19 protein-coding genes and 1 pseudogene are annotated in these 20,330 nt (G+C 59.1%); 14 read left to right on the top strand and 6 right to left on the bottom strand.

What is annotated here, in order from left to right:
- Nucleotides 1-10: 10 nt before the first annotated feature.
- On the bottom strand, nt 11-355 hold the full coding sequence (locus tag FY034_RS16425) for a hypothetical protein (protein ID WP_265552478.1): 345 nt from the start codon (nt 353-355) through the stop codon (nt 11-13).
- 48 nt (nt 356-403) lie between these two features.
- Here FY034_RS16425 and FY034_RS16430 point away from each other — a divergent pair, with 48 nt between their 5' ends.
- The 6 genes and pseudogenes from FY034_RS16430 to FY034_RS16455 form a co-directional block, all read left to right on the top strand.
- Nucleotides 404-1,837 carry an integron integrase gene (locus FY034_RS16430; protein ID WP_322573229.1) on the top strand — a complete coding sequence of 478 codons (1,434 nt, stop codon included), beginning with the start codon at nt 404-406 and terminating at the stop codon, nt 1,835-1,837.
- Nucleotides 1,838-1,885: 48 nt separating this feature from the next.
- On the top strand, nt 1,886-3,082 hold the full coding sequence (locus FY034_RS16435; protein ID WP_265552480.1) for a class I SAM-dependent rRNA methyltransferase: 1,197 nt from the start codon (nt 1,886-1,888) through the stop codon (nt 3,080-3,082).
- Nucleotides 3,083-3,085: 3 nt separating this feature from the next.
- The gene (cydD, locus tag FY034_RS16440; RefSeq protein WP_265552482.1) at nt 3,086-4,888 is read left to right on the top strand and encodes a thiol reductant ABC exporter subunit CydD; all 1,803 of its coding nucleotides are present in this window, start codon (nt 3,086-3,088) and stop codon (nt 4,886-4,888) included.
- Nucleotides 4,885-6,525, top strand: a complete 1,641-nt coding sequence (gene cydC / locus FY034_RS16445) for a thiol reductant ABC exporter subunit CydC (RefSeq protein WP_265552484.1) — start codon at nt 4,885-4,887, stop codon at nt 6,523-6,525. The genes cydD and cydC overlap by 4 nt, the downstream gene beginning before the upstream one ends.
- Nucleotides 6,526-6,543: 18 nt before the next feature.
- The gene (locus FY034_RS16450; protein ID WP_265552486.1) at nt 6,544-6,885 is read left to right on the top strand and encodes a phage holin family protein; all 342 of its coding nucleotides are present in this window, start codon (nt 6,544-6,546) and stop codon (nt 6,883-6,885) included.
- Nucleotides 6,881-7,198: pseudogene (locus FY034_RS16455) on the top strand (peptide chain release factor-like protein); the annotation flags it as partial. The gene FY034_RS16450 and the pseudogene FY034_RS16455, both read left to right, overlap by 5 nt.
- A 133-nt stretch (nt 7,199-7,331) precedes the next feature.
- On the opposite strand, the gene FY034_RS16460 reads toward FY034_RS16455, so the two are convergent.
- Both FY034_RS16460 and FY034_RS16465 read right to left on the bottom strand, forming a co-directional pair.
- Nucleotides 7,332-7,589, bottom strand: coding sequence for a hypothetical protein (locus FY034_RS16460; protein ID WP_265552487.1), 258 nt, complete (start codon nt 7,587-7,589; stop codon nt 7,332-7,334).
- A 71-nt stretch (nt 7,590-7,660) separates the two neighbouring features.
- On the bottom strand, nt 7,661-7,879 hold the full coding sequence (locus FY034_RS16465; RefSeq protein ID WP_265552489.1) for a hypothetical protein: 219 nt from the start codon (nt 7,877-7,879) through the stop codon (nt 7,661-7,663).
- 71 nt (nt 7,880-7,950) lie between these two features.
- Here FY034_RS16465 and FY034_RS16470 point away from each other — a divergent pair, with 71 nt between their 5' ends.
- From FY034_RS16470 to FY034_RS16505, 8 genes are all read left to right on the top strand, one after another.
- Nucleotides 7,951-9,735, top strand: coding sequence for an ATP-binding cassette domain-containing protein (locus tag FY034_RS16470; protein WP_265552491.1), 1,785 nt, complete (start codon nt 7,951-7,953; stop codon nt 9,733-9,735).
- Complete coding sequence (locus FY034_RS16475) at nt 9,732-9,983, top strand: VF530 family protein (protein WP_265552493.1); 252 nt, start codon at nt 9,732-9,734, stop codon at nt 9,981-9,983. Before FY034_RS16470 ends, FY034_RS16475 begins: the two co-directional genes overlap by 4 nt.
- Nucleotides 9,970-11,280: a DEAD/DEAH box helicase gene (locus FY034_RS16480; RefSeq protein ID WP_265552496.1), complete on the top strand. Its 1,311-nt coding sequence runs from the start codon at nt 9,970-9,972 to the stop codon at nt 11,278-11,280. Before FY034_RS16475 ends, FY034_RS16480 begins: the two co-directional genes overlap by 14 nt.
- Nucleotides 11,281-11,362: 82 nt before the next feature.
- Nucleotides 11,363-13,078, top strand: coding sequence for a transporter substrate-binding domain-containing protein (locus FY034_RS16485; RefSeq protein WP_265552497.1), 1,716 nt, complete (start codon nt 11,363-11,365; stop codon nt 13,076-13,078).
- The gene (locus FY034_RS16490; RefSeq protein WP_265552499.1) at nt 13,071-14,480 is read left to right on the top strand and encodes a sigma-54-dependent transcriptional regulator; all 1,410 of its coding nucleotides are present in this window, start codon (nt 13,071-13,073) and stop codon (nt 14,478-14,480) included. The genes FY034_RS16485 and FY034_RS16490 overlap by 8 nt, the downstream gene beginning before the upstream one ends.
- A 233-nt stretch (nt 14,481-14,713) precedes the next feature.
- Nucleotides 14,714-16,150 (top strand): nicotinate phosphoribosyltransferase, encoded by a 1,437-nt coding sequence (locus FY034_RS16495; protein ID WP_265552501.1) that lies wholly within the window; start codon nt 14,714-14,716, stop codon nt 16,148-16,150.
- A complete protein-coding gene (locus FY034_RS16500) occupies nt 16,147-16,755 on the top strand; it encodes an isochorismatase family protein (RefSeq protein WP_265552503.1) in 609 nt (202 codons plus the stop codon). Before FY034_RS16495 ends, FY034_RS16500 begins: the two co-directional genes overlap by 4 nt.
- Nucleotides 16,756-17,079: 324 nt before the next feature.
- Nucleotides 17,080-17,520: a C-GCAxxG-C-C family protein gene (locus FY034_RS16505; protein WP_265552505.1), complete on the top strand. Its 441-nt coding sequence runs from the start codon at nt 17,080-17,082 to the stop codon at nt 17,518-17,520.
- Between the two features lie 139 nt (nt 17,521-17,659).
- Here FY034_RS16505 and FY034_RS16510 read toward each other — a convergent pair whose 3' ends face one another.
- From FY034_RS16510 to FY034_RS16520, 3 genes are all read right to left on the bottom strand, one after another.
- Complete coding sequence (locus FY034_RS16510; RefSeq protein WP_265552507.1) at nt 17,660-18,661, bottom strand: aldo/keto reductase; 1,002 nt, start codon at nt 18,659-18,661, stop codon at nt 17,660-17,662.
- A 311-nt stretch (nt 18,662-18,972) separates the two neighbouring features.
- Complete coding sequence (locus FY034_RS16515; protein ID WP_265552509.1) at nt 18,973-19,560, bottom strand: nucleotidyltransferase family protein; 588 nt, start codon at nt 19,558-19,560, stop codon at nt 18,973-18,975.
- Nucleotides 19,557-20,324, bottom strand: a complete 768-nt coding sequence (locus FY034_RS16520; protein WP_265552510.1) for an XdhC family protein — start codon at nt 20,322-20,324, stop codon at nt 19,557-19,559. The genes FY034_RS16515 and FY034_RS16520 overlap by 4 nt, the downstream gene beginning before the upstream one ends.
- Between the last annotated feature and the right edge of the window lie 6 nt (nt 20,325-20,330).

Consider the following 20,330-nt stretch of genomic DNA (forward strand, 5'->3'; position numbering starts at 1 on the left):
GCATATAACATTAGATGCTTTTCTGCTTTAACTGGGCATCTAATAGTATATGCTTTTCCAGTTCCGTACCTTTGATGTTTCCGTACCGGATATACCACAACTTGACATCAGCATCCCAGCTTCCACCTGCAGATCGCGCCATTTTGCCCAGCTCTTTTGCACCGTAGGCGATCTGTACCGGTACCATTGCATTGTCAGGCATACTTTGCACGGGTGGTAGCTGCTTCTTTTCTACAATAATCTCTACCGTTTTTATTCGAGTGCGGCTTGCTTCATCGTAACGGTAGCGGACACAGACCAGATCCTCGCCATATTTTTCTACCAGAGCTTTGGTCCCTTTTTGGCCCGGTTTCAACTTCAGTCGCGTGATCAATAATCACCTCAAACATAGCGATAGTGTGGATTGGTATGCTATACATCCACTGCTTACTTTCTTCAATTATTATATCGTAATTTTACTGGCAACGACGGGGGTCTTATGCTTCTCATTCCGAAAGCAGTGTATGCCCAATATATGAACCATTTGAAGAGGAATGGCATTGCTGCTGATCAGCATCAAACCTATGTAAAATGGTTGCGTTACTTTCTCGACTTCTGCTCCAAGCATTTAATTGTACATGATAAAATGGAGCGGTTGCGTCTATTTACTGAAAAACTTCGTGAAAAGAAGCAGGGTGACGAGCAATGTCGACAGGCTACCCATGCCGTAATCCTTTACTTTAAGATGCGACCTCATGAACCCCTGGCACAGGAAAGCAGACCTGTTGCGGATGAACCCTCTTCAGTGATCTTGGAACCTGTTTCGTTATTGCCATCACCTACCCCGCAGCGACCATCCCAATTCCGCCTGGCCGGTTATCAGGAAGCATCCGATTCACCTGCATGGGACACGGTTCTGGCAACCATGGCCAATGAAATCAAGGTGCGGCATTATTCCCGCAAGACGTTGATCACCTATGCCAAATGGTCACGGCATTTTCAGCGTTTTTTGAAGAACAAACCCCCACAGGAACTTACAGCCGAGGATGTGAAGGCGTACCTGACCTTCCTGGCGGTGCAGTGCAAGGTGGCCGCTTCTACCCAAAACCAGGCATTCAACTCGCTGTTGTTCTTCTTTAGACATGGCCTGAAGCGGGAGTTTGGCGAACTGCGCGATGTGCCCCGTGCCAAGAAGTCGCTGTATGTTCCAGTGGTGCTGTCTCGGCCTGAGATAGACGCTATTCTTGCCCAGCTTTCCTATCCCTTTGATCTGGTGGTGAAATTGCTGTTTGGTTGCGGTTTACGGCAGTTTGAATGTCTGCAACTGCGGGTGCGTGATTTTAATTTTGATGCAGGGATTCTTACCATACATGGCAAGGGGAAGAAGGATCGTACGGTACCGATTCCAGAGGCGATACGGCCGGAGTTACAGGCACAGATCAAGGCGGTAGGTGAACTGCACGATCGGGACCTGGCCGCAGGGTATGACGGGGTGTTTCTGGATGATGCCGTGGAAAAGAAATATCCGAAAGCGCCTAAAGAGTTTGTCCATCAGTGGTTTTTTCCGCAGAAAAACCTGACCACGGTTCAGGAAAACGGGCAGCGGAGGCGCTGGCACCTGCATGAATCAGAGCTGCAGGAAGCGTTGTATCCGGCAGTGCGTAAGGCTAAAATTCCAAAGCGGGTTACGTCACACACCTTCCGGCATTCTTTTGCCACTCATTTATTACAGGCAGGGTATGATATCCGCGTTATTCAGACTCTGTTGGGGCATTCAAGTTTAAAAACTACCATGATTTACACCCACTGCGTACCGGTACGGACGGTAAAGGAACCAAAAAGTCCGCTGGATTTGTGAGTTACCAATATGCCGTGGCAAGACAATTACACTGTTTGGGAGCAATAGATGGAACAACGAACCGTAGGAGCTGATACAGTCAGGATGCTGGAACTGGGGCACCCCTGGATCATTGCGGACAATTTCACCAAGCGTTGGCCCAAGGGTAAAGCCGGCGATCTGGTACAGCTGACTGATGAGCGGGGCAGACCACTGGCCATTGCCCTGCTGGACCCGGCTGACCGGATCGTGGCACGGGTGCTTGCCCATCATTCGATGCAGCTGGATCGCGGCTGGATCAAAAAGCGGCTGCAGGCCGCCATCACCCTGCGGGAACGGTATGCCGACCTGGCTGACACCAGCGCCTACCGCCTGGTGAATGCCGAGGGAGACGGCCTGCCCGGCCTGACCGTGGACCGCTATGCAGACTACCTGATGATCCAGCTCTACTGCGAAGGCTGGCGACCCCACCTGAAACTGGTGACCAGCGCACTTCAGGAACTGCTGAACCCGACTGGCATCTACGAAAAGGCGCGTCCGCAGAACACCCGTGAACTGGAGGCGGTCAGTGACAGCAAGAAGTATGGCAGACTGCTGGCAGGCAGCGCTGCACCGCAACGGCTGGAGGTAGAGGAAAACGGTCTGACCTTTCTGGTTTCACTGGAAGAAGGGCTCAACACCGGACTGTTTCTGGACCAACGGGAAAACCGCCGTTGTCTGATGCCCCGCATGGCAGGCAAGCGCTTCCTGAACCTGTTTGCCTACACCGGTGCCTTTTCCGTTGCTGCTGCCGCAAGCGGTGCAAGCCAGGTCACTTCGGTGGATGTCTCTCCCGGCTACACTGACTGGAACCGGGCTAATTTCAACGCCAACCGGCTGAATCCTAAAAGGCACCGCTTCCTGGTGGGGGACTGCATGGCCAAACTCGCAGAACTGGCTGGCAGTACCGAGCAGTTTGACATCATCCTGATGGACCCCCCCTCTTTCTCCACCACCACCAAGGGGCGCTTTACCACCCGTGGCGGCACCAGCGACCTAGTGGCAGCCTGCCTGCCATTACTGACCGATGGTGGCCTGCTGATCTGCTCCTCCAATCACCAGAAGACAGATCTGGCTGACTACCTGAAGGAGCTGCGTCGTGGTGCCCTGCAGGCCAAAGCTGAACTGCGAGTAATTGAGCAAAAGGGACAACCGGTTGACTTCCCCTACCCGGTTACCCTGCCTGAAGGTCGCTATCTGAAGTATCTGGTCTGTGTGAAGGGATAGCTGTTGACTGAAAAACAGGACAACATACCAAACCAGCCCACCCCTGAAGCCTGGCTACGACAGCAGGCCCGCACTGTCAAAGGCAGCATGCTGGCGGCTATCCTGGCTGCCTTTGGCGGTGGTCTGCTGATCATCCTGCAGGCACGGTTACTGGCCCTGGTCTGCCAGCGAGCCGTGATTGAGGGGATCGGCCTGGCTCCGCTGCTGCCGCTGCTGGCATGGGTAGGGGCCGTCGCGCTGCTGCGGGGCCTGGCTGCCTATCTGAGTGAACATGCCGCCATCAAGGCGGCAGCACAGGTCAGGCAGCAGGTCCGCACTGCCCTGTACCAACGGCTGTTGCTGCTGCGCCCCACCGGCATGGCCGGTGAAGTGGGACCATTGACCGAGGTAGTTACTGCTGGCGTGGAAGGGCTTGAGGCCTATATTGCCCGCTTTCTGCCCCAGATGGTGTTGGCTGGTCTGTTGCCGCTGGCAGTGCTGCTGGTGGTACTGCCCTCAGAGTGGCGTTCCTCACTGGTACTGATATTTTCTGCACCGTTTATCCCGCTCTTGATGGTGCTGATCGGCAAAGGGACCGAGACCCTTAACCGCCGCCAGTTTGCCCGGCTTTCCCGCATGGCAGGCCATCTGCTGGATCTGGTGCAGGGGCTGCCTGACCTGAAGATCTTTGGCGCTGCCAAACGGGAGGCAGAACTGGTGGCACAGGTTTCGGACCAGTACCGCACCGGCACCATGGCCGTGCTGCGGGTGGCCTTTCTGTCTGCCTTTACCCTGGAATTTTTCTCAACCGTGGGCACCGCAGTGGTGGCGGTGATCATCGGCTTCCGCCTGCTGGCCGGAAATCTGTCCCTGCTGGATGGCCTGTTTGTATTGCTGTTGGCACCGGAATACTACCTGCCCCTACGCAACCTGGGGCTGGCCTACCATAGCCGGATGAACGGCATGGCTGCGGCCGAGCGGATCATTCCGTTATTGGCGGAAAACAAAAAGGCATTTAACACAGAGACACAGAGACACAGAGAAAACAGAACAAAAGAGAAAAGCACAAATAAAGAGTTTCACTCTGTGCCTCCGTGCCTCCGTGTTTCAGATTCAGAAGGTTTTAATCCATTTGCACCTGAAATAATTTGCGATTCCGTAAGCTTCCGTTACGGCGGCCAGCGGGGTGGCGTACAGGATATAACTCTGACCATCCCGGCAGGCAGTATAGTCGCCCTGGCCGGCGCCAGCGGCAGTGGTAAATCAACCCTGGCCCGCCTGCTGCTGGGGTTGGCCCAACCGGAGTCCGGCCAGATCCTGGTAAACAGCGTTGACCTGGCACAACTGGATCAGGCTGCCTGGCGGTCGCAACTGGCCTGGGTGCCGCAGCAGCCGTTCTTCTTCAGCGCCACGATCCGGGAGAACCTGCTGCTGGGCAGGCCCGATGCCGATGATCAGGCGATCCAACAGGCCCTTGAGGCGGCTGCCCTGACCGGCGTGATCAGTGCACTGCCGGAGGGGCTGGCAACCCGGCTGGGTGATCGCGGGGCCGGACTGTCCGGCGGTGAACTGCGGCGACTGGCCCTGGCACGGGTCTTTCTGCGGGATGCCAGCCTGGTGATGCTGGACGAACCCACTGCCGGGCTGGACGCAGAGAACGAACAGCTGGTGCTGGCTGCCATGGAACAGCTGGCTGTTGGACGGACCATGCTGATCATCAGCCACCGCGAGGCCACCATCAGCCGCTGTCAGCAGGTTGTGGTGCTGGCCGCAGGCAGGCTGGAGCAGGTCACCACCTCCCGGGAGTATCTGGAGGTCGCCCCATGAGAGAACTGCTGCGGATGCTGAAACCTGCCTCACAACACTGGCGCTGGATGGCCGGCGGTATCGGGCTGGGGGTGGCAGTGATTGCTGCCAATGCCGCCCTGATGGCGATCTCCGGCTGGTTCATCGCCTCCATGGCCGTGGCCGGAGTCAGCCAGGCCTCCTTTAACTACTTCTTTGCCTCGGCCTCCATCCGTGCCCTGGCCATCCTGCGGGCCCTGGGGCGCTACGGCGAACGGCTGGTGAGCCATGAGGCAGCCTTCCATATCCTGGCCTCCTTGAGGGTCTGGCTGTTTAAGCGCCTGATCCCACTGGCACCGGCCGGGCTCGAAAGCTACGCTGGCGGCGACCTGGCCGGTCGGCTACGGGCCGATGTGGATAGTCTGGAAAATCTCTACCTGCGGATCATTGCACCACTTTTTACCGGTGGTTTTACCATTCTGCTGGCAGGGCTGTTTGTGCTTGTCTGGAGCGGATCAGCGGCCCTGGTGCTGGTGGGGTTGCTACTGCTGGCCGGACTACTGCTGCCGTTGCTGGCACGTCACCTGGCTACGCAGCCGGGCAAACGCTCAACAGAGCTGGCCGGAGCACTGCGCACCACAGTAACCGAAGGGCTACAGGGCGCAGAAGAACTGTTGCTACTGGGGGCAACTGATAAACAGGCTCTGACGGTTGAGGGATTGTCCGGCGATCTGGTACAGCAGCAGGTCCGGCTGGGGCAGATCAGCAGCCTGACCCTGGCCGGTGTCACCACCTGCGGCGCCCTAGCCATGGCCGGTCTGGCCCTGGTCTGCATCCCGCTGGTACAGTCCGGTCAACTGGCAGGCCCCAATCTAGTGATGTTGCTGCTGTTCAGCGCAGCTTCCTTTGAGGCGGTCGGCCCCCTGGCTCACTCGCTGCAGTTGATCCCTGCCACCAGTGAAGCGATCCGCCGGATTCGAGAACTGGCTGATGCACCGATACCGCTGCCAGAACCGCTGCAGCCGCAGCTACCGGAGTCATGCAGGATCGTGCTGGATCAGGTCAGCTGTGGCTATGGTGAAGGCAAGCCAGTGCTGGAGCAGTTCTCGCTGGTCATTAATCCCGGTGAGCGGGTGGCGGTGGTGGGCCCCAGCGGTAGCGGCAAGTCCACCCTGGTTGAGCTATTACTCCGTTTCCGCCCCTACCAGGGCAGCATCAGTATTGGTGGTTGTGAACTGCGGGATATAGCACCAGATCAGCTTTCCCGACTGGTTGCCGCAGTACCGCAACAACCGCACCTGTTTAACAGCACAATCCGGGAAAACATCCTGCTGGGGCGGGAAATTACTGATGAACAGCTAAGTGCTGTTCTGGCTGACAGTGGCCTTAAGCAGTGGATTGCAGGCTTGCCGCAGGGGCTGGACACCCCGGTGGGTGAGACCGGCAGCGCAGTGTCTGGTGGCGAGGCACGACGGATCGCCCTGGCCCGAGCCCTGGTCGGTAAGGCACCGATTCTGCTGTTGGATGAGCCGACCGAAGGGCTGGATGGCGCTATTGAGCAGTCTGTGGTACAACATCTGACAGAACGCTTGCAGGGAACGACTGTGCTGGTGGTGACCCATCGACCAGCCTGTCTGGCACTGGCCCAGCGGGTAGTACGGATCGGGAAAACTGTTTAACCTGAAGGAGAAGAGACCATGAGCTTTCTGATCAACTGGCTGTTATCCGGTCTGGCCATTGTCATCACTGCCTACCTGTTACCAGGTGTGCATCTATCCGGTATCAAAGCGGCTCTACTGACGGCAATCGTCTTGGGGCTGATCAATGCGATTATCAAACCGGTCCTGAAACTTTTAACGCTGCCATTGACGATCATGACCCTGGGACTGTTCAGTCTGGTGATCAATGCCCTGCTGATTATGCTGACGGCCAAGCTGGTGCCCGGCTTTCAGGTACAGGGATTCCTCTGGGCCCTCGCCTTCAGCCTGGTGCTGGCACTGGTGAACTGGGTCTTAAGTATTTTCAAGCAAGATGATTGAGATTAACGAAACAGATATCCGGGTAGAATTCTACCGCGCCTCCGGACCGGGTGGACAGCACCGCAACACCACTGATTCTGCGGTGCGGATCAGGCATCTACCCACCGGTATTGTAGTGCATGCTGCCGAGAACCGCTCCCAGCTGCGCAACCGTGAGGTGGCTATGGAGCGGCTACGGCTGGCGCTGGAGAAGCGCAACCGGGTAGAAAAGAAACGGCTGGCCACCAAGGTGCCAAAAGGGCAGAAACTGCAGCGGGTGGCGGAAAAACGGATGGCAGCCTTGCGTAAAAAGATGAGAAGGCCAGAAGAGTGATATCAAAAGCGGTAGATTGCCGCAAAAGATCTCAAAGAGACAAAAGACACACTATACAATCATAACAATTAGTTACAATGTAGTAGCAAGGTATGCATTCTTTTCTCTCTGTGTTCTTTGCGTTCTTTCGCGGCTACATTAAGAACGATGCTGCCACCGCCTGATCAGTCCCTTTCAGCCGCGTCACCATCTTGTGCCGTTCATCAGCCGGGATCAGGGCGGCCAGATGATCACGGGCACTGTCCGGGCTTCCGGCAATGGCGGATGCCATTTGAAACATGATCTCAAGAGAAAGTCCGGCACGATGGCCTTCCACCAGCTTGCCTATTTCAGCACGGCGTTGGTCCTCACTCCAGGTTTTATAGATATCAACACCGATATTTGCGAGCATGGGATGACCCCTTCAGATTTGGTATGAAGTTGCGTTGGTAGCATGAGAAACAATGGATGGCAACCGCAAAACTAACGTATCAGGCGATCCAGCAACCGGTCAATCTCCTCAACCACGACAGTTGGTAGTTGATCCGTCTGCACGATCCGGTTCACCAGATCAGCCTGAATAAAACCGGGCAACAGCTTCAGAATCTCTCCGGCATGTTCAGCGGGCAGGCGGGACAAAGCCACCGCAATGGTCTGGGGATGTTCATTCAGCAACTCTTTAGCGATCCGACGGTAGTCCATGGCGACTCCCTTGAAGGTTTTTCAGATAGTACGACACTGCAGATAAATTGCAACAACAGGATTGGAATAGTATGGCCCTGATTACCCTGCGCGACATATCCCTGGCCTTTGGCGGCCCTCCGCTGTTTGACGGCATCAACCTGCAGATCGAACCGGGGGACCGGCTCTGTCTGATGGGCAGAAACGGTACCGGTAAATCCACCCTGATGAAACTGATCAGCGGAGAGATCCCGCCTGAAGGGGGTGAAGTCATCCGCAGCCAGGGATTACGGGTTGCGCTGGTCTCCCAGGAGATCCCCCAGGAGGTGGCCGGTACGGTCTTTGAGGTGGTGGCACAGCATCCCCATGCTGCAGCCGGTGCTGAGCAGTGGGAACATGAACAGCAGGTGGAACGGGTGCTGAACCGGCTGCATCTGGAGCCTGAGGCGGAGTTTGCCACGCTATCCGGCGGCACCAAGCGGCGGGTGCTGCTGGCCCGTGCCCTGGTGGCAGCACCGGATATCCTGCTTTTGGACGAACCAACCAACCACCTGGATATTGAAACCATCCTCTGGCTGGAGGAGTTTCTGGCCAGAAACATCACCACCTGCATCTTTGTCACCCACGACCGTGCCTTTGCCCGGCGGCTGGCGAATAGAATTGCCGAGCTGGACCGGGGTAGAATCTACGCCTTTTCCTGTGGTTACGACCAGTTTGTGGATCGTCGCGAGGCACTGCTGGAGGCGGAGATCACCCGGATGGCCCTGTTTGACAAGAAGCTGGCCCAGGAAGAGGCCTGGATCCGCCAGGGGATCAAGGCCCGCCGCACCCGCAACGAAGGCAGGGTCCGGGCACTGAAGGCACTGCGGGAGGAATACCGCCAGCGCCGTACCCGCCAGGGCACCGCAACCATCCGGCTGCAGGAGGCAGAACGCTCCGGCCGGCTGGTGATCGAGGCGGAACAGGTCGGCTTCAGCTATGGCGACCGGACGGTGATCCGCGACCTCTCCACCACCATCATGCGGGGTGACAAACTGGGGATCATCGGCCCCAACGGTTCCGGCAAGACCACTCTGCTGCGGCTGTTGCTGGGTGAGTTGGAGCCCGGGACCGGCTCAATCCGGCAGGGTACCCGGCTGGAGGTGCTCTACATGGATCAGATGCGTGACCAGCTTGATCCCCAGAAGAGCGTGGCTGAAAACGTGGGGGAAGGGAACGACACCCTGGTGATTGGCGGCAAATCACGTCATATTATCGGCTACCTGCAGGATTTTCTGTTCTCGCCGGAACGGGCCCGTTCACCGGTTTCAATCCTCTCCGGCGGCGAACGCAACCGGCTGCTGCTGGCCAAGCTGTTCACCAAGCCGGGCAACGTACTGGTGCTGGACGAGCCGACCAACGACCTGGATGCCGAGACCCTGGAGCTGCTGGAGGACCTGCTGATGGAGTACAGCGGCACCCTGCTGCTGGTCAGCCACGACCGGGAGTTCCTGAACAACGTGGTCAGCTCCACCCTGGCGATCAACAGCGACGGCACGGTCAAGGAGACCGTCGGCGGCTATGATGACTGGCTGCGGGAGCAACAGCTTGAGGCTGCCCCGCCCGTTGCAGCCAAACCGGTTCAGGAAAAGGGCAAACCGCAGAAAGAGCGGCCCCGCAAACTCTCTTTCAAGGAAGAGCGTGAACTGGAGGCACTGCCGGAGCGGATCACCACCCTTGAAGCGGAACAGGAGCAGCTCCACAGCACCCTGGCTGATCCTGAATTCTATAAAAGCGCCGGGGCCGAGGTGGCACGCCTCAACAGCCGCCTGGAAGAGCTGGAGGCAGAGCTGCTGGCTGCCTACGAACGCTGGGAAGAGCTGGAGGCGCTGCGGTGACGGCGGCTGGTCAAACAGCGGGACAATCCCGTGATCCCCTGCACGGTGTCACGCTTGAAACCATCCTGAAGGAGCTGGTGAGCCGGATCGGCTGGACTGCAATGGGCAAGGCGGTTGAGATCCGCTGTTTTACCCATGATCCGAACATCAAATCCAGCCTTACCTTTTTGCGCCGCACCCCCTGGGCCAGAGCCAAGGTCGAAGAGCTCTATCTTCGACAGAAAGCGGTATCCTGTGAAAAACACTGACGTCTCCTTTGATTCCCTTGGTCTGCGCCCTGAACTGCTGAGCGCGATTGCCACCCTGGGGTACAGCAGCCCCACCCCGATTCAGGCCGAGGCGATCCCGGTAATCTTTGAGGGGGGCGACCTGCTGGCCGGAGCCCAGACCGGTACCGGCAAGACCGCAGCCTTTGCCCTGCCGATCGTCCAGATGCTGGGTGAACATATCCCCGCGGAAAAACGGCGCAAACCCCGTGCCCTGGTACTGGTGCCCACCCGCGAACTGGCTGCCCAGGTCAGCGACGAGATGAACCGCTATGCCCGCCGCCTGTCGCTGCGCTCCACCATGATCTACGGCGGGGTGACCATCCAGGCCCAGATCGAGCGGCTGCACCGCGGCGTGGACATTGTGGTGGCAACGCCGGGACGGCTGCTGGATCACGCCGAGCGGGGCACGATTGACCTCTCGCGGATCAAGTTTCTGGTGCTGGATGAGGCAGACCGGATGCTGGACCTGGGCTTTATCGACGACATCAAAAAGGTGGCCGAGTACCTGCCTGCCAAGCATCAGGCCCTGCTATTCTCGGCCACCTACTCCCCAACCATCAAACAGTTGGCTGATCAACTGCTGGATCACCCCAAACGGGTTGAGGTGGCGCGCCGTACCCTGACCGCCGAGGCCGTGACCCAGGCAGTCTACCAGGTGGAGCGCAGCCGCAAGCGTGAGATGCTGTCGTTCCTGATCCGCAAAAACGGCTGGAACCAGGTGCTGGTCTTTACCCGTACCCGCTACGGCGCAGACAAACTGACCGAGGAGCTGCAGTTTGACGGGATCAAGGCCGCAGCCATCCACAGCAACAAGAGCCAGTCAATCCGCACCCGCACCCTGGCGGAATTCAAACAGGGGCTGTTCCGGGTACTGGCGGCAACCGATGTGGCTGCCCGCGGCCTGGATATTGAACGGCTGCCCCATGTGATCAACTATGACCTGCCCCAGGTGCCTGAAGATTATGTACACCGGATCGGCCGCACCGGCCGGGCCGGAGAAGAGGGGATCGCCATTTCGCTGGTCAGCCCGGAAGAACAGGTCCTGTTGGCTGCCATCGAAAAGCTGGTCAAGCAGAGTATTCCGCGCCAGAGCCTGGCAGAGTTTCCTCAGTATGCGGTGAGACGGACCGTGAAGGCAAAGGAAGGCAAGCTGGCTAAAGAACAGGCCAAGCCAAAGAAGGCAGAGGTTAAAGCTGCCACCCCCAGGCGGAAAAAGGTGGTGCCGGAGCGTCCTGCCCCCAAGACCGGCCGCCGGGGGCAGCGCTCAAGCAGATAGTCACCGAAGGACTGTCACCGGGCAGTTACTGGTGTAACGATTGGTTCCGATCAGTTCCAGACGAACCATCAGTGGAGGTCACGTGCTGCGTCCAGCCACCCTTTGCATAGCCCTGTTTTTCTGCCTGCTGCTACCGCTCAGCGCCCTTGCCAAGACCATCATTGTGGGCGGTGACCGGGACTACCCCCCCTACGAGTTTCTCGATCCCAACGGCAAGCCGGCCGGTTACAACGTGGAGCTGACCAAGGCGATTGCCGAGGTGATGGGGCTGCAGGTGGAGTTCCGGCTGGGGGGCTGGTCCGAACAGCTGCGGGACCTGAAGGAAGACCGGATCGATCTGCTGCAGGGGATCTCCTGGTCGGAACAGCGGGCCGCCCAGATTGACTTCACCCCGCCCCACACCATTGTCAACCACGCCATCTTTGCCCGCAGGGAATCGCCGGTGGTCAGCTCACTGGCAGAACTGAAGGGGAAAAAGGTTGCGCTGCATAAAGACGGTATCATGTACGAAGAGCTGACCCGGCTCGGCTACGGCAAGGATCTGCTGCCCACCCACACCCCGGCCGATGCCCTGCGGCTGCTGGCCGCGGGGCAGTGCGACTATGCCGTGGTGGCGATTGTACCGGGGATGTATATCATCCGAGAATTCAAACTGACCAATCTGGTGGCGGTGGCCCACAGCATCGCCTCACAGAAGTACGGCTACGGGGTCAGGAAGGGCAATGCCGAGCTGCTCTCCAAGATGACGGAAGGGCTGGCAATCCTGAAGAAAACCGGCCAGTACGACACCATCTACACCAAATGGCTGGGGGTGCTGGAACCGCGCGGTCTGGCAATGCACAAGGTCATCAAGCTGGCAGCCCTGGTTGTGGTGCCGCTCTTGCTGGTGCTGGGCGGCATGGCGTTCTGGTCCCGCTCACTGCACCAACAGGTCTCCCTGCGGACCGCCGACCTGACCCGTGAGATTGCCGAGCGGACCACTGCCGAGCAGGAGCTGCGCCGTAACCAGCAGCAGCTGGTGCAGGCCGACAAGATGGCAGCCCTGGGGGTGCTGGTCTCCGGGGTGGCCCATGAGATCAACAACCCGAACGGCCTGATCCTGCTCAACATGCCGATCCTGAAAGATGTCTGCGCTGACGCCCTGGAGCTGCTGGAGCAGCACTGCCCGGATCAGGATCAGATCCGGCTGGGGGGGCTGCCGTACCGGCGCATCCGGCAGGAGCTGCCCCAAATGCTGGACGAGATGCAGGATGGTGCGCGGCGGATCAAGCGGATTGTGGAAGACCTGAAGGACTTTGCCCGCCAGGATGATGCCGCCCTGATGGAGCCGCTGAATCTGAACCATGTCGTCCAGGCGGCGGTACGGCTGGTGGAACGTTCATTACGCACGGCAACCAACCGCTTTGAGGCGGAATATGCCGAGCCGTTGCCGCTGGTACAGGGTAACAGCCAGCGGATTGAGCAGATACTGGTCAACCTGCTGCTGAACGCCTGCCAGGCGCTAACTGACCAGAATCGTGGAATTTTTCTACGCACCTTTGTAGACCTGCATGAAAATCTGGTTGGCGTCATGGTCCGTGATGAGGGCTGCGGCATCGCCCCGGAACACCTGGACCGCCTGACCGACCCGTTCTTTACCACCAAGCGGGAGAGCGGCGGCACCGGCCTGGGGCTGTCGGTCTCAGCCGGAATCGTCAAGGAGCATGGCGGCAGCCTGCAATTTTCCTCACCGCCCGGCCAGGGCACCACCGTTACCCTGCTGCTGCCGATCCATACGGAGGCACCCCATCATGTCTGAGACCCTGTTTCCCGCCTTTGGTATCCTGCTGGTGGATGATGAACCGGCCTGGCTGCGCTCCGTCTCCCTGACCCTGGAGCGCTCCGCCGGCATCACCAACATCCGCAGCTGCTCCGACAGCCGTCAGGTGATGGAGATCCTGGCCGGAGGAGGTTTCGGGCTGGTACTGCTGGACCTGACCATGCCGCACCTCTCCGGCGAAGAGCTGCTGACCCTGATTGCCGAACAGCACCCCGAAATTACCTGCATCGTGATCAGCGGCCTGAATCAGGTGGCAACCGCGGTCAACTGCATCAAAAAAGGGGCCTTTGACTACTTTGTCAAGACCGTGGAAGAAGACCGGCTGGTGGGGGGGGTGCTGCGGGCGATCCGGGTGCTGGAGCTTGAGCGGGAAAACCGGGAGATGCACAGCCGTCTGCTGAGTGGCGGCCTGCGGAGGCCGGAGCTGTTCAGCCCGTTTGTGACTGCCGACCCGGCCATGCTGACCCAGTTCGCCTATATCGAGGCGGTGGCCAAAAGCCCACAACCCCTTTTGATTACGGGAGAAAGCGGCACCGGCAAGGAACTTTTGGCACGGGCCGCCCATGGTGCCTCCGACTGCAAGGGACCGCTGGTGGCAGTCAACGTGGCCGGCCTGGATGACACGGTCTTCAGCGACACCCTCTTTGGCCACCAGCGCGGTGCCTACACCGGTGCCGACCAGGCCCGCAGGGGGATGATCGAGGAGGCCGCCGACGGCACCCTCTTTCTGGACGAGATCGGCGACCTAGGTATCGCCTCCCAGGTCAAACTGCTGCGGCTGCTGCAGGAAGGGGAATACTACCCGCTGGGCAGTGACCGGCCCAAGCGGTTGCGGGCCCGGGTGATCGTAGCCACCCATGCCGACCTGGCGGCCAAAGAGGCCTCCGGCCAGTTCCGGCGTGACCTCTACTACCGCCTGAAGACCCATCAGGTGCGGATTCCGGCGCTGCGGGACCGGCGCTGCGATATCCCGCTGCTGCTGGAACACTTTCTGGCTGAGGCGGCCCGGGCCCTGGGCAAGAAAAAGCCCACCGCCCCGCGGGAACTGGCCCAGCTGCTGGCCACCTACTCCTTTCCCGGCAATGTGCGGGAACTGAAGGCGCTGGTCTACGATGCGGTCAGCCTGCATGGCGGCGGCGTGCTCTCCATGGAGCGTTTCATCACGGCCATCGGTCCCCGGCCCGCAGCAACGGCACCCCCCTCCCCGGAGCGGCGCAATCCGTTTCTCTGCTGCGAACGGCTGCCCACCTTCAGTGAGGCGGCTGAACTGCTGGTCAGCGAGGCGATGCAGCGCAGCAACGGCAACCAGACCATTGCCGCCCGCCTGCTGGGTATCTCCCAGCCGGCCCTGTCAAAACGCCTGAAACAGCGGGAACTTTGAAAAGCTGAGGGAAGGAAGGAAATTTGGCAGGCACTATGCACACGTAATGAACCGTTTGTGTGGTGACGGACCAGTTACCCTGTAAAACTGCTGACGCGCGTGGGCACACCGGCTTCTTCCACCAACAAATACAGACTGATATCAGCACGTTGCAACATCTCCCGTTTGATCCGCATCTGTCGGCATATACATTGAAACACTATCTGCGGAATTGATTAAAATCTGGTGACCTGATGCGCTATTCAGCATTATTTACTGATTTATATGAACTGACCATGCTTGCAGGCTATCATGAGCAGGGGATGACGGACAGGAAAGCGGTTTTTGACCTGTTTTTCCGCACCAATCCTTTTAACGGAAGTTATGCAGTTTTTGCCGGACTGGAACCGGTGCTTGAATTCCTTGAGCAGCTGCACTTTCTACCGGAGGAACTTGACTACCTGAACAGCCTGAATCAATTCAAACCAGCATTTCTGGACTATCTGCGGCAGTTACGTTTCCGTGGCACCGTGACAGCAGTGCCGGAGGGCACCGTGGTGTTTGCCGGAGAACCGCTGCTGACCATAGAGGGAAGTCTGGCCGAGGCTCAGTTTGTAGAAACGGCTGTGCTTAATAGCATCAATTTTCAGACATTGATTGCTACCAAGGCAGCCCGCATCACCCACGCAGCTGCAGGGGCAGAGGTAATCGAGTTCGGCCTGCGCCGGGCCCACGGACCGGATGGCGGACTTTCCTGTGCACGTGCCGCCTGTGTTGGCGGCATCTGCAGCACCAGCAACGTACAGGCAGGGATGCAGTATGGGCTTCCGGTACGCGGTACCCATGCCCACAGCTGGGTACAGGCCTTTCCTGATGAACTGAGCGCGTTCCGGGCCTATGCCGAGGCATTCCCCGACAACACGATACTGCTTGTTGATACCTACGATACGCTGAAAAGCGGCATTCCCAACGCCATTATCGTGGCGCGGGAGCTGCGGGAACGCGGTTATGAGCTGCGGGGCATCAGGCTTGACTCCGGGGATCTTGCTTTCCTTTCCAGGGAGAGTCGGCGCATGCTTGACGCGGCAGGTTTTGCACAGGTCAGGATCGTGGCCTCAAATGATCTCGACGAATACCAGATCAGCACCCTTAAAACTGCCGGGGGGCAGGTGGATATCTACGGCATCGGGACACAACTGGCAACCGCCGGCGGTAGCGGAGGCGGTGCGCTGGGAGGGGTCTATAAACTTGTTGAGCTTGAAGGATTACCGAAACTGAAGCTGACCAGTGATCTCGCCAAGGCCACGCTGCCCGGCAGGAAGCGGGTTCTAAGGGGCTTTGCTCCTGATGGCGGGATGCTGCAAGATTTGATCTGTATGGAGCATGAACAGCAACCTGTTGCAGGGGCAACGGTCCATAACCTTTGCAACCCGTTATCACCGGTATCCTTGCCGCTTGCGACAACGTTGCATGATCTGCGGCAGGTCGTCATGCGGGATGGCTGTCGGACTGTGGCGCCTGAGCCTCTGTCCGCAATGGCTGAACGCAGCCGTCAGCAGCTGGCAACTTTACCTCAGGGCTGTTTGCGTCTACACGCACCTGAACGCTATACCGTCTCTATTTCAGAACCGTTGCATGACCTGAACAACCGGCTGACTGCCAAAGTAACCGGAGAAAGGCCGTTGCCATGACAGAGGACTCAGCATTACTTATCGTAGATCTGCAGAATGACTTTTGCCCCGGCGGTGCACTTCAGATCATCAACGGTGACCGCATAATCGAACCGACCAACGAGCTGATCCGTTCGTTCAGTGCCGCCGGTTTGCCGGTGTTGGCAAGCAGAGACTGGCACCTGCCGAATACCAGCCACTTTCACGATTTTGGCGGTCAATGGCCGGTTCACTGCGTCCGTGAGACCGAGGGTGCCGCCTTTCATCCGGCACTGTGTCTGCCGCAGGATGCCATCATCATCTCAAAGGGAACCGAACTGACATCAGACGGGTATTCTGCTTTTGCCGGCACAACCGCAGAGGGTAAGGAGCTGGAACTGTTTCTGCGCGACCGCAAGGTAACGAAGCTTTGCATATGTGGGCTGGCCACTGACTACTGTGTCTTGTCCACAACCCGTGATGCCCTTGGCAGGGGATTTCAGGTTATGGTGCTTTCCGATGCTGTTGCAGGGGTCGACAGCGCACCAGGGGATTCCGAGCGAGCTCTTGAGGAGATGGATAAGGCCGGTGCACAGCTGATAACATCCCACACCTTAAAAAGTATGTTGCAGAAAAAGATCGAATAGCAGGATGCAGGCAGATCGTGCGTTACTGGATGCACCCTGTGACCCGCCTTAACACCTTGATTTCATGTACCATGCTGTTATGCGCGATAGTGCGCCGGATAACGGAAAAAATACATTTGGCCGCCCTTTAGCAGGCTGTTGAAAAACGTCACGAGGAAGCTCGGCTACAAGGCGCACGGCGCACAGCGACTGAGACATAACAGATAGTTAGGCGAAGGAGCGAGCACCGCGCAACGCCGTAGACGGGCACCACAGTAGTTTTTCAACAACCTGTTAGCTTTGAATTAAGGATACTAGCCGCCCCCCACACAGGAGCATGCCCCAATGAGCCGTACCCAGGCCGAACAACTGGCCCTGGCCCATTCAGAGTCCGGTCTGCATTGCGCCGAATCCGTGGCCTCAGCCATCACAAAACTGTTTTGCCCCGACCAGGCCGGGATCGTCTGCCGGATGGCAACCGGCTTTGGCGGCGGTCTGGCCGGCTCCCGCCAGGAGGCCTGCGGTGCATTGACCGGCGGCGTGCTTGCCATCGGTCTGCTCTGTGGCAGGACAACGCCTGACCAGGACCGGGAGACGGCCTATCGGGTCAGCGCCGCCTACCGCGAACGCTTCATGGCGCGCTTCAACGGCACCATCTGCCAGACGATCCGTAACGGTTTCACCACCAGCGACACCAGAACCGCCTGCCGCAGCCTGACCGCCGAGGCCGCAGGAATCCTGTATGATATCCTGCAGGAGCATGGGTATGCGGTGAACCGCTCTTGATACGTTATTTTGCTGTTCCGGTTCCAGTGCAAGGGAAGATTGCCAGACGGCGAGCAATCCGGCGATGCAGCTGTACATGCAGCACGTCGGGGAGCCGCAGACGAGCCGACAAAGCTTGCACCTTGCAATCGAATCGGCATTAAAGTCCGGTCATCTGCTCCAGCTGTTCAGGATAGCGCCCACCCTGCAGCGTAATCTGTGCAGCGGCCCTGTTGATCTCAGCCAGGTCATTACCCGTCAATTCGATGGCAACCGCAGCGATGTTCTCCTCCAGCCGCTCCAGCCTGGTGATGCCCGGAATCGGTACAATCCAGGGCCTTTGGGCCAGCAGCCAGGCCAGGGCAATCTGGGCAGGAGTTGCCTGTTTCTGCGCTGCAATGGCGGCAAGCAGATCAATCATGGCCTGATTGGCCTGCAACGCCTCGTGTGTGAAACGCGGCAGGATACTGCGGAAGTCGCTGCTGTCAAAGGTCGTACTCCCGTTGATCGTGCCGGTCAGAAAGCCTTTGCCCAGCGGACTGTAGGCCACCAGACCGATCCCCAGCTCTTCCAGCACCGCCAGCAGTTCCTCCTCCGGTCGCCGCCACCACAACGAGTATTCGTTCTGCACCGCAGCCACCGGCTGCACGGCGTGGGCACGGCGGATCGTCTGCACCCCGGCCTCGGACAGGCCGAAATGTTTGACCTTGCCGTCCCAGATCAGCTCCTTCACCGCACCGGCCACCTCTTCAATCGGCACATCCGGGTCAACCCGGTGCTGGTAGAACAGGTCAATGGCCTCTATCCGCAGCCGTTTGAGCGAGGCCTCAGCCACCTGTTTGATATGCTCCGGCCGGCTGTTCAGGACCGGCGCCCCTTGGGTCCCCCTGGGATCGACATCGGTATTAAAGCCGAATTTGGTGGCGATCACCACCTGATCCCGCAGCGGCGCCAATGCCTCACCCACCAGTTTTTCGTTGGTAAACGGGCCATAGACCTCTGCCGTATCAAAAAAGCTGATGCCCCGCTCCACGGCGGTACGCAGCAGCGTGATCATCTCCTGCCTGTCTTTGGGGGGGCCGTAGGAAAAACTCGTCCCCATGCAGCCAAGCCCGAGCGCTGAAACCTCCAGGCCGTTTTTCCCCAACACACGCTTTTGCATTATTCTTCTCCTTTCAACTGTACGGACGACCTTCGTAATGATTCTACCGTACGCCGGAACGGGCACAGCCAGGTAGACCGATCCTGCCTGATTCTTGCCTGATCGTACGATCAACGGCAATACAGGCTTGTCACGTGCAGCAGGACTGGTGAGGGGAACGGCACAAATATCGACGGGAAGGAGGCGGTTATCTGCAAGCCCCGGGGGAGAGCGTTGCCCGATGGTCCGGCCCGGCGGGGCAGACCGGAGCGGCACCGGTGCCATGCCGGGGAGGCAGGGCCGTCCCGGCATGGCAGGGTTCCAGACCCCGGCTACGGAAGCAGTGCACACACGGCACGGTAATCGTCAGGGGTGTCCATGTCGATCAGGACCCCGCTATCCTCAAGCGGAAGGTCGCGGATTCGTGCAGCATCTTTTTGCAGCAAATCCCGCAGGGTGTTCCCCTCGCTCAGTTCTTCAAGCATGAGGCGTGGCAGCAGCAGCGGGTGTCCACGGCGTCCCCCGCAGGTGGGGGTGATAATCGATTCAGGGTGCAGCAGATGCTGGTCGATCAGCGCCGTTACCGTGTCCGGCAACACCAGCGGGTAATCGCAGAGGGCGACGATGATCCCGCTGGTTTCCGGAGTGATGCTGTCGCGGCCGACCCGGATGGATGAGGCCATATCCCCGCCTTCGTCCGGATTTACCACGCACCGCACCCCATGATCACGGGCCGCACGGGCAACCGCCTCCCCCTGCAGCGACACAACAACCACAACCTCGTTGACTCCGCCACGCTGAAGCGTATCCAGGCAACGGCTTATGACCGTCCCGTCTCCCAGAGGCAGGAGTGGCTTGCAACTGCCCATACGGCTTGATTTACCGGCTGCCAGCAGCACTGCGGCCACGGTCCTTTTCATGCCTTTCGCTTTACACTGATCAACTGGGCAACAATGCTTACCGCGATCTCTTCCGGTGTCCGGGCACCGATGTCCAACCCCACCGGGGTAATGACGCGGCTGCGCTGATCTGAATCGAACCCTTCCCGCGTAAGGGTCAGCATCAGGGCCTCCCGCTTTCTGCGGCTCCCCAGAATCCCTATGAATCCGGCATCCGTTGCCAGGCTGCCCCGCACGGCATCGAAGTCGCTGACATGGGCGGGGGTCGCGATGACGACGGAGGTCTCCCGATCAAGCTCCAACTGCTCGAACGCCGCCGGGACCGTGCAGCAGAGAATCCTGTCTGCCGCGGGCAGCAGCTCCTGCACGGCACAGTCCCGACGTTCATCCACCACGACCACCCTGAAGCCGCAGTCACCGGCGAGACGGGTAATCGCCCGGCCGACATGACCGGCACCGAACAGCACCAGCAGGGGCCGTTGTCCACACGGTTCCACAAAGACGGTCATACTGCCGCCGCAGGCGAAACCATGCTCTTCAGTCAGGCTGAACTCCAGCAAGCGCGGCTCGCGGGCGGCCAGCGCCTGCAGCGCCGAGTCGATGGTCTCCTTCTCAACCCCTCCACCGCCAACCGAGCCGAGTGAGCTGCCATCCCTGCGTATCAGCATCTTGGCCCCCGCCTTGCGGGGAGACGAACCTCCATTGGCCACAACGGTGGCCAGCGCATACGGTTCGCCGCAGCGGGTAAGCCGCACAACCTCTTGATACAGTTCCAGATCAGTCATAGCTCT

It is taken from the genome of Trichlorobacter lovleyi (assembly GCF_015239775.1).
Lineage (GTDB): Bacteria > Desulfobacterota > Desulfuromonadia > Geobacterales > Pseudopelobacteraceae > Trichlorobacter > Trichlorobacter lovleyi_B.

Excerpts from the sequence above, each read along its gene's own strand:
- FY034_RS16495 (WP_265552501.1), top strand. The coding sequence starts at position 14,714 with ATGCGCTATTCAGCATTATTTACTGATTTATATGAACTGACCATGCTT.
- FY034_RS16435 (WP_265552480.1), top strand. The coding sequence starts at position 1,886 with ATGGAACAACGAACCGTAGGAGCTGATACAGTCAGGATGCTGGAACTG.
- FY034_RS16450 (WP_265552486.1), top strand. The coding sequence starts at position 6,544 with ATGAGCTTTCTGATCAACTGGCTGTTATCCGGTCTGGCCATTGTCATC.
- FY034_RS16520 (WP_265552510.1), bottom strand. The coding sequence starts at position 20,324 with ATGACTGATCTGGAACTGTATCAAGAGGTTGTGCGGCTTACCCGCTGC.
- FY034_RS16465 (WP_265552489.1), bottom strand. The coding sequence starts at position 7,879 with ATGGACTACCGTCGGATCGCTAAAGAGTTGCTGAATGAACATCCCCAG.
- cydC (WP_265552484.1), top strand. The coding sequence starts at position 4,885 with ATGAGAGAACTGCTGCGGATGCTGAAACCTGCCTCACAACACTGGCGC.
- FY034_RS16510 (WP_265552507.1), bottom strand. The coding sequence starts at position 18,661 with ATGCAAAAGCGTGTGTTGGGGAAAAACGGCCTGGAGGTTTCAGCGCTC.
- FY034_RS16490 (WP_265552499.1), top strand. The coding sequence starts at position 13,071 with ATGTCTGAGACCCTGTTTCCCGCCTTTGGTATCCTGCTGGTGGATGAT.
- FY034_RS16470 (WP_265552491.1), top strand. The coding sequence starts at position 7,951 with ATGGCCCTGATTACCCTGCGCGACATATCCCTGGCCTTTGGCGGCCCT.
- FY034_RS16500 (WP_265552503.1), top strand. The coding sequence starts at position 16,147 with ATGACAGAGGACTCAGCATTACTTATCGTAGATCTGCAGAATGACTTT.
- FY034_RS16460 (WP_265552487.1), bottom strand. The coding sequence starts at position 7,589 with ATGCTCGCAAATATCGGTGTTGATATCTATAAAACCTGGAGTGAGGAC.
- FY034_RS16515 (WP_265552509.1), bottom strand. The coding sequence starts at position 19,560 with ATGAAAAGGACCGTGGCCGCAGTGCTGCTGGCAGCCGGTAAATCAAGC.
- FY034_RS16505 (WP_265552505.1), top strand. The coding sequence starts at position 17,080 with ATGAGCCGTACCCAGGCCGAACAACTGGCCCTGGCCCATTCAGAGTCC.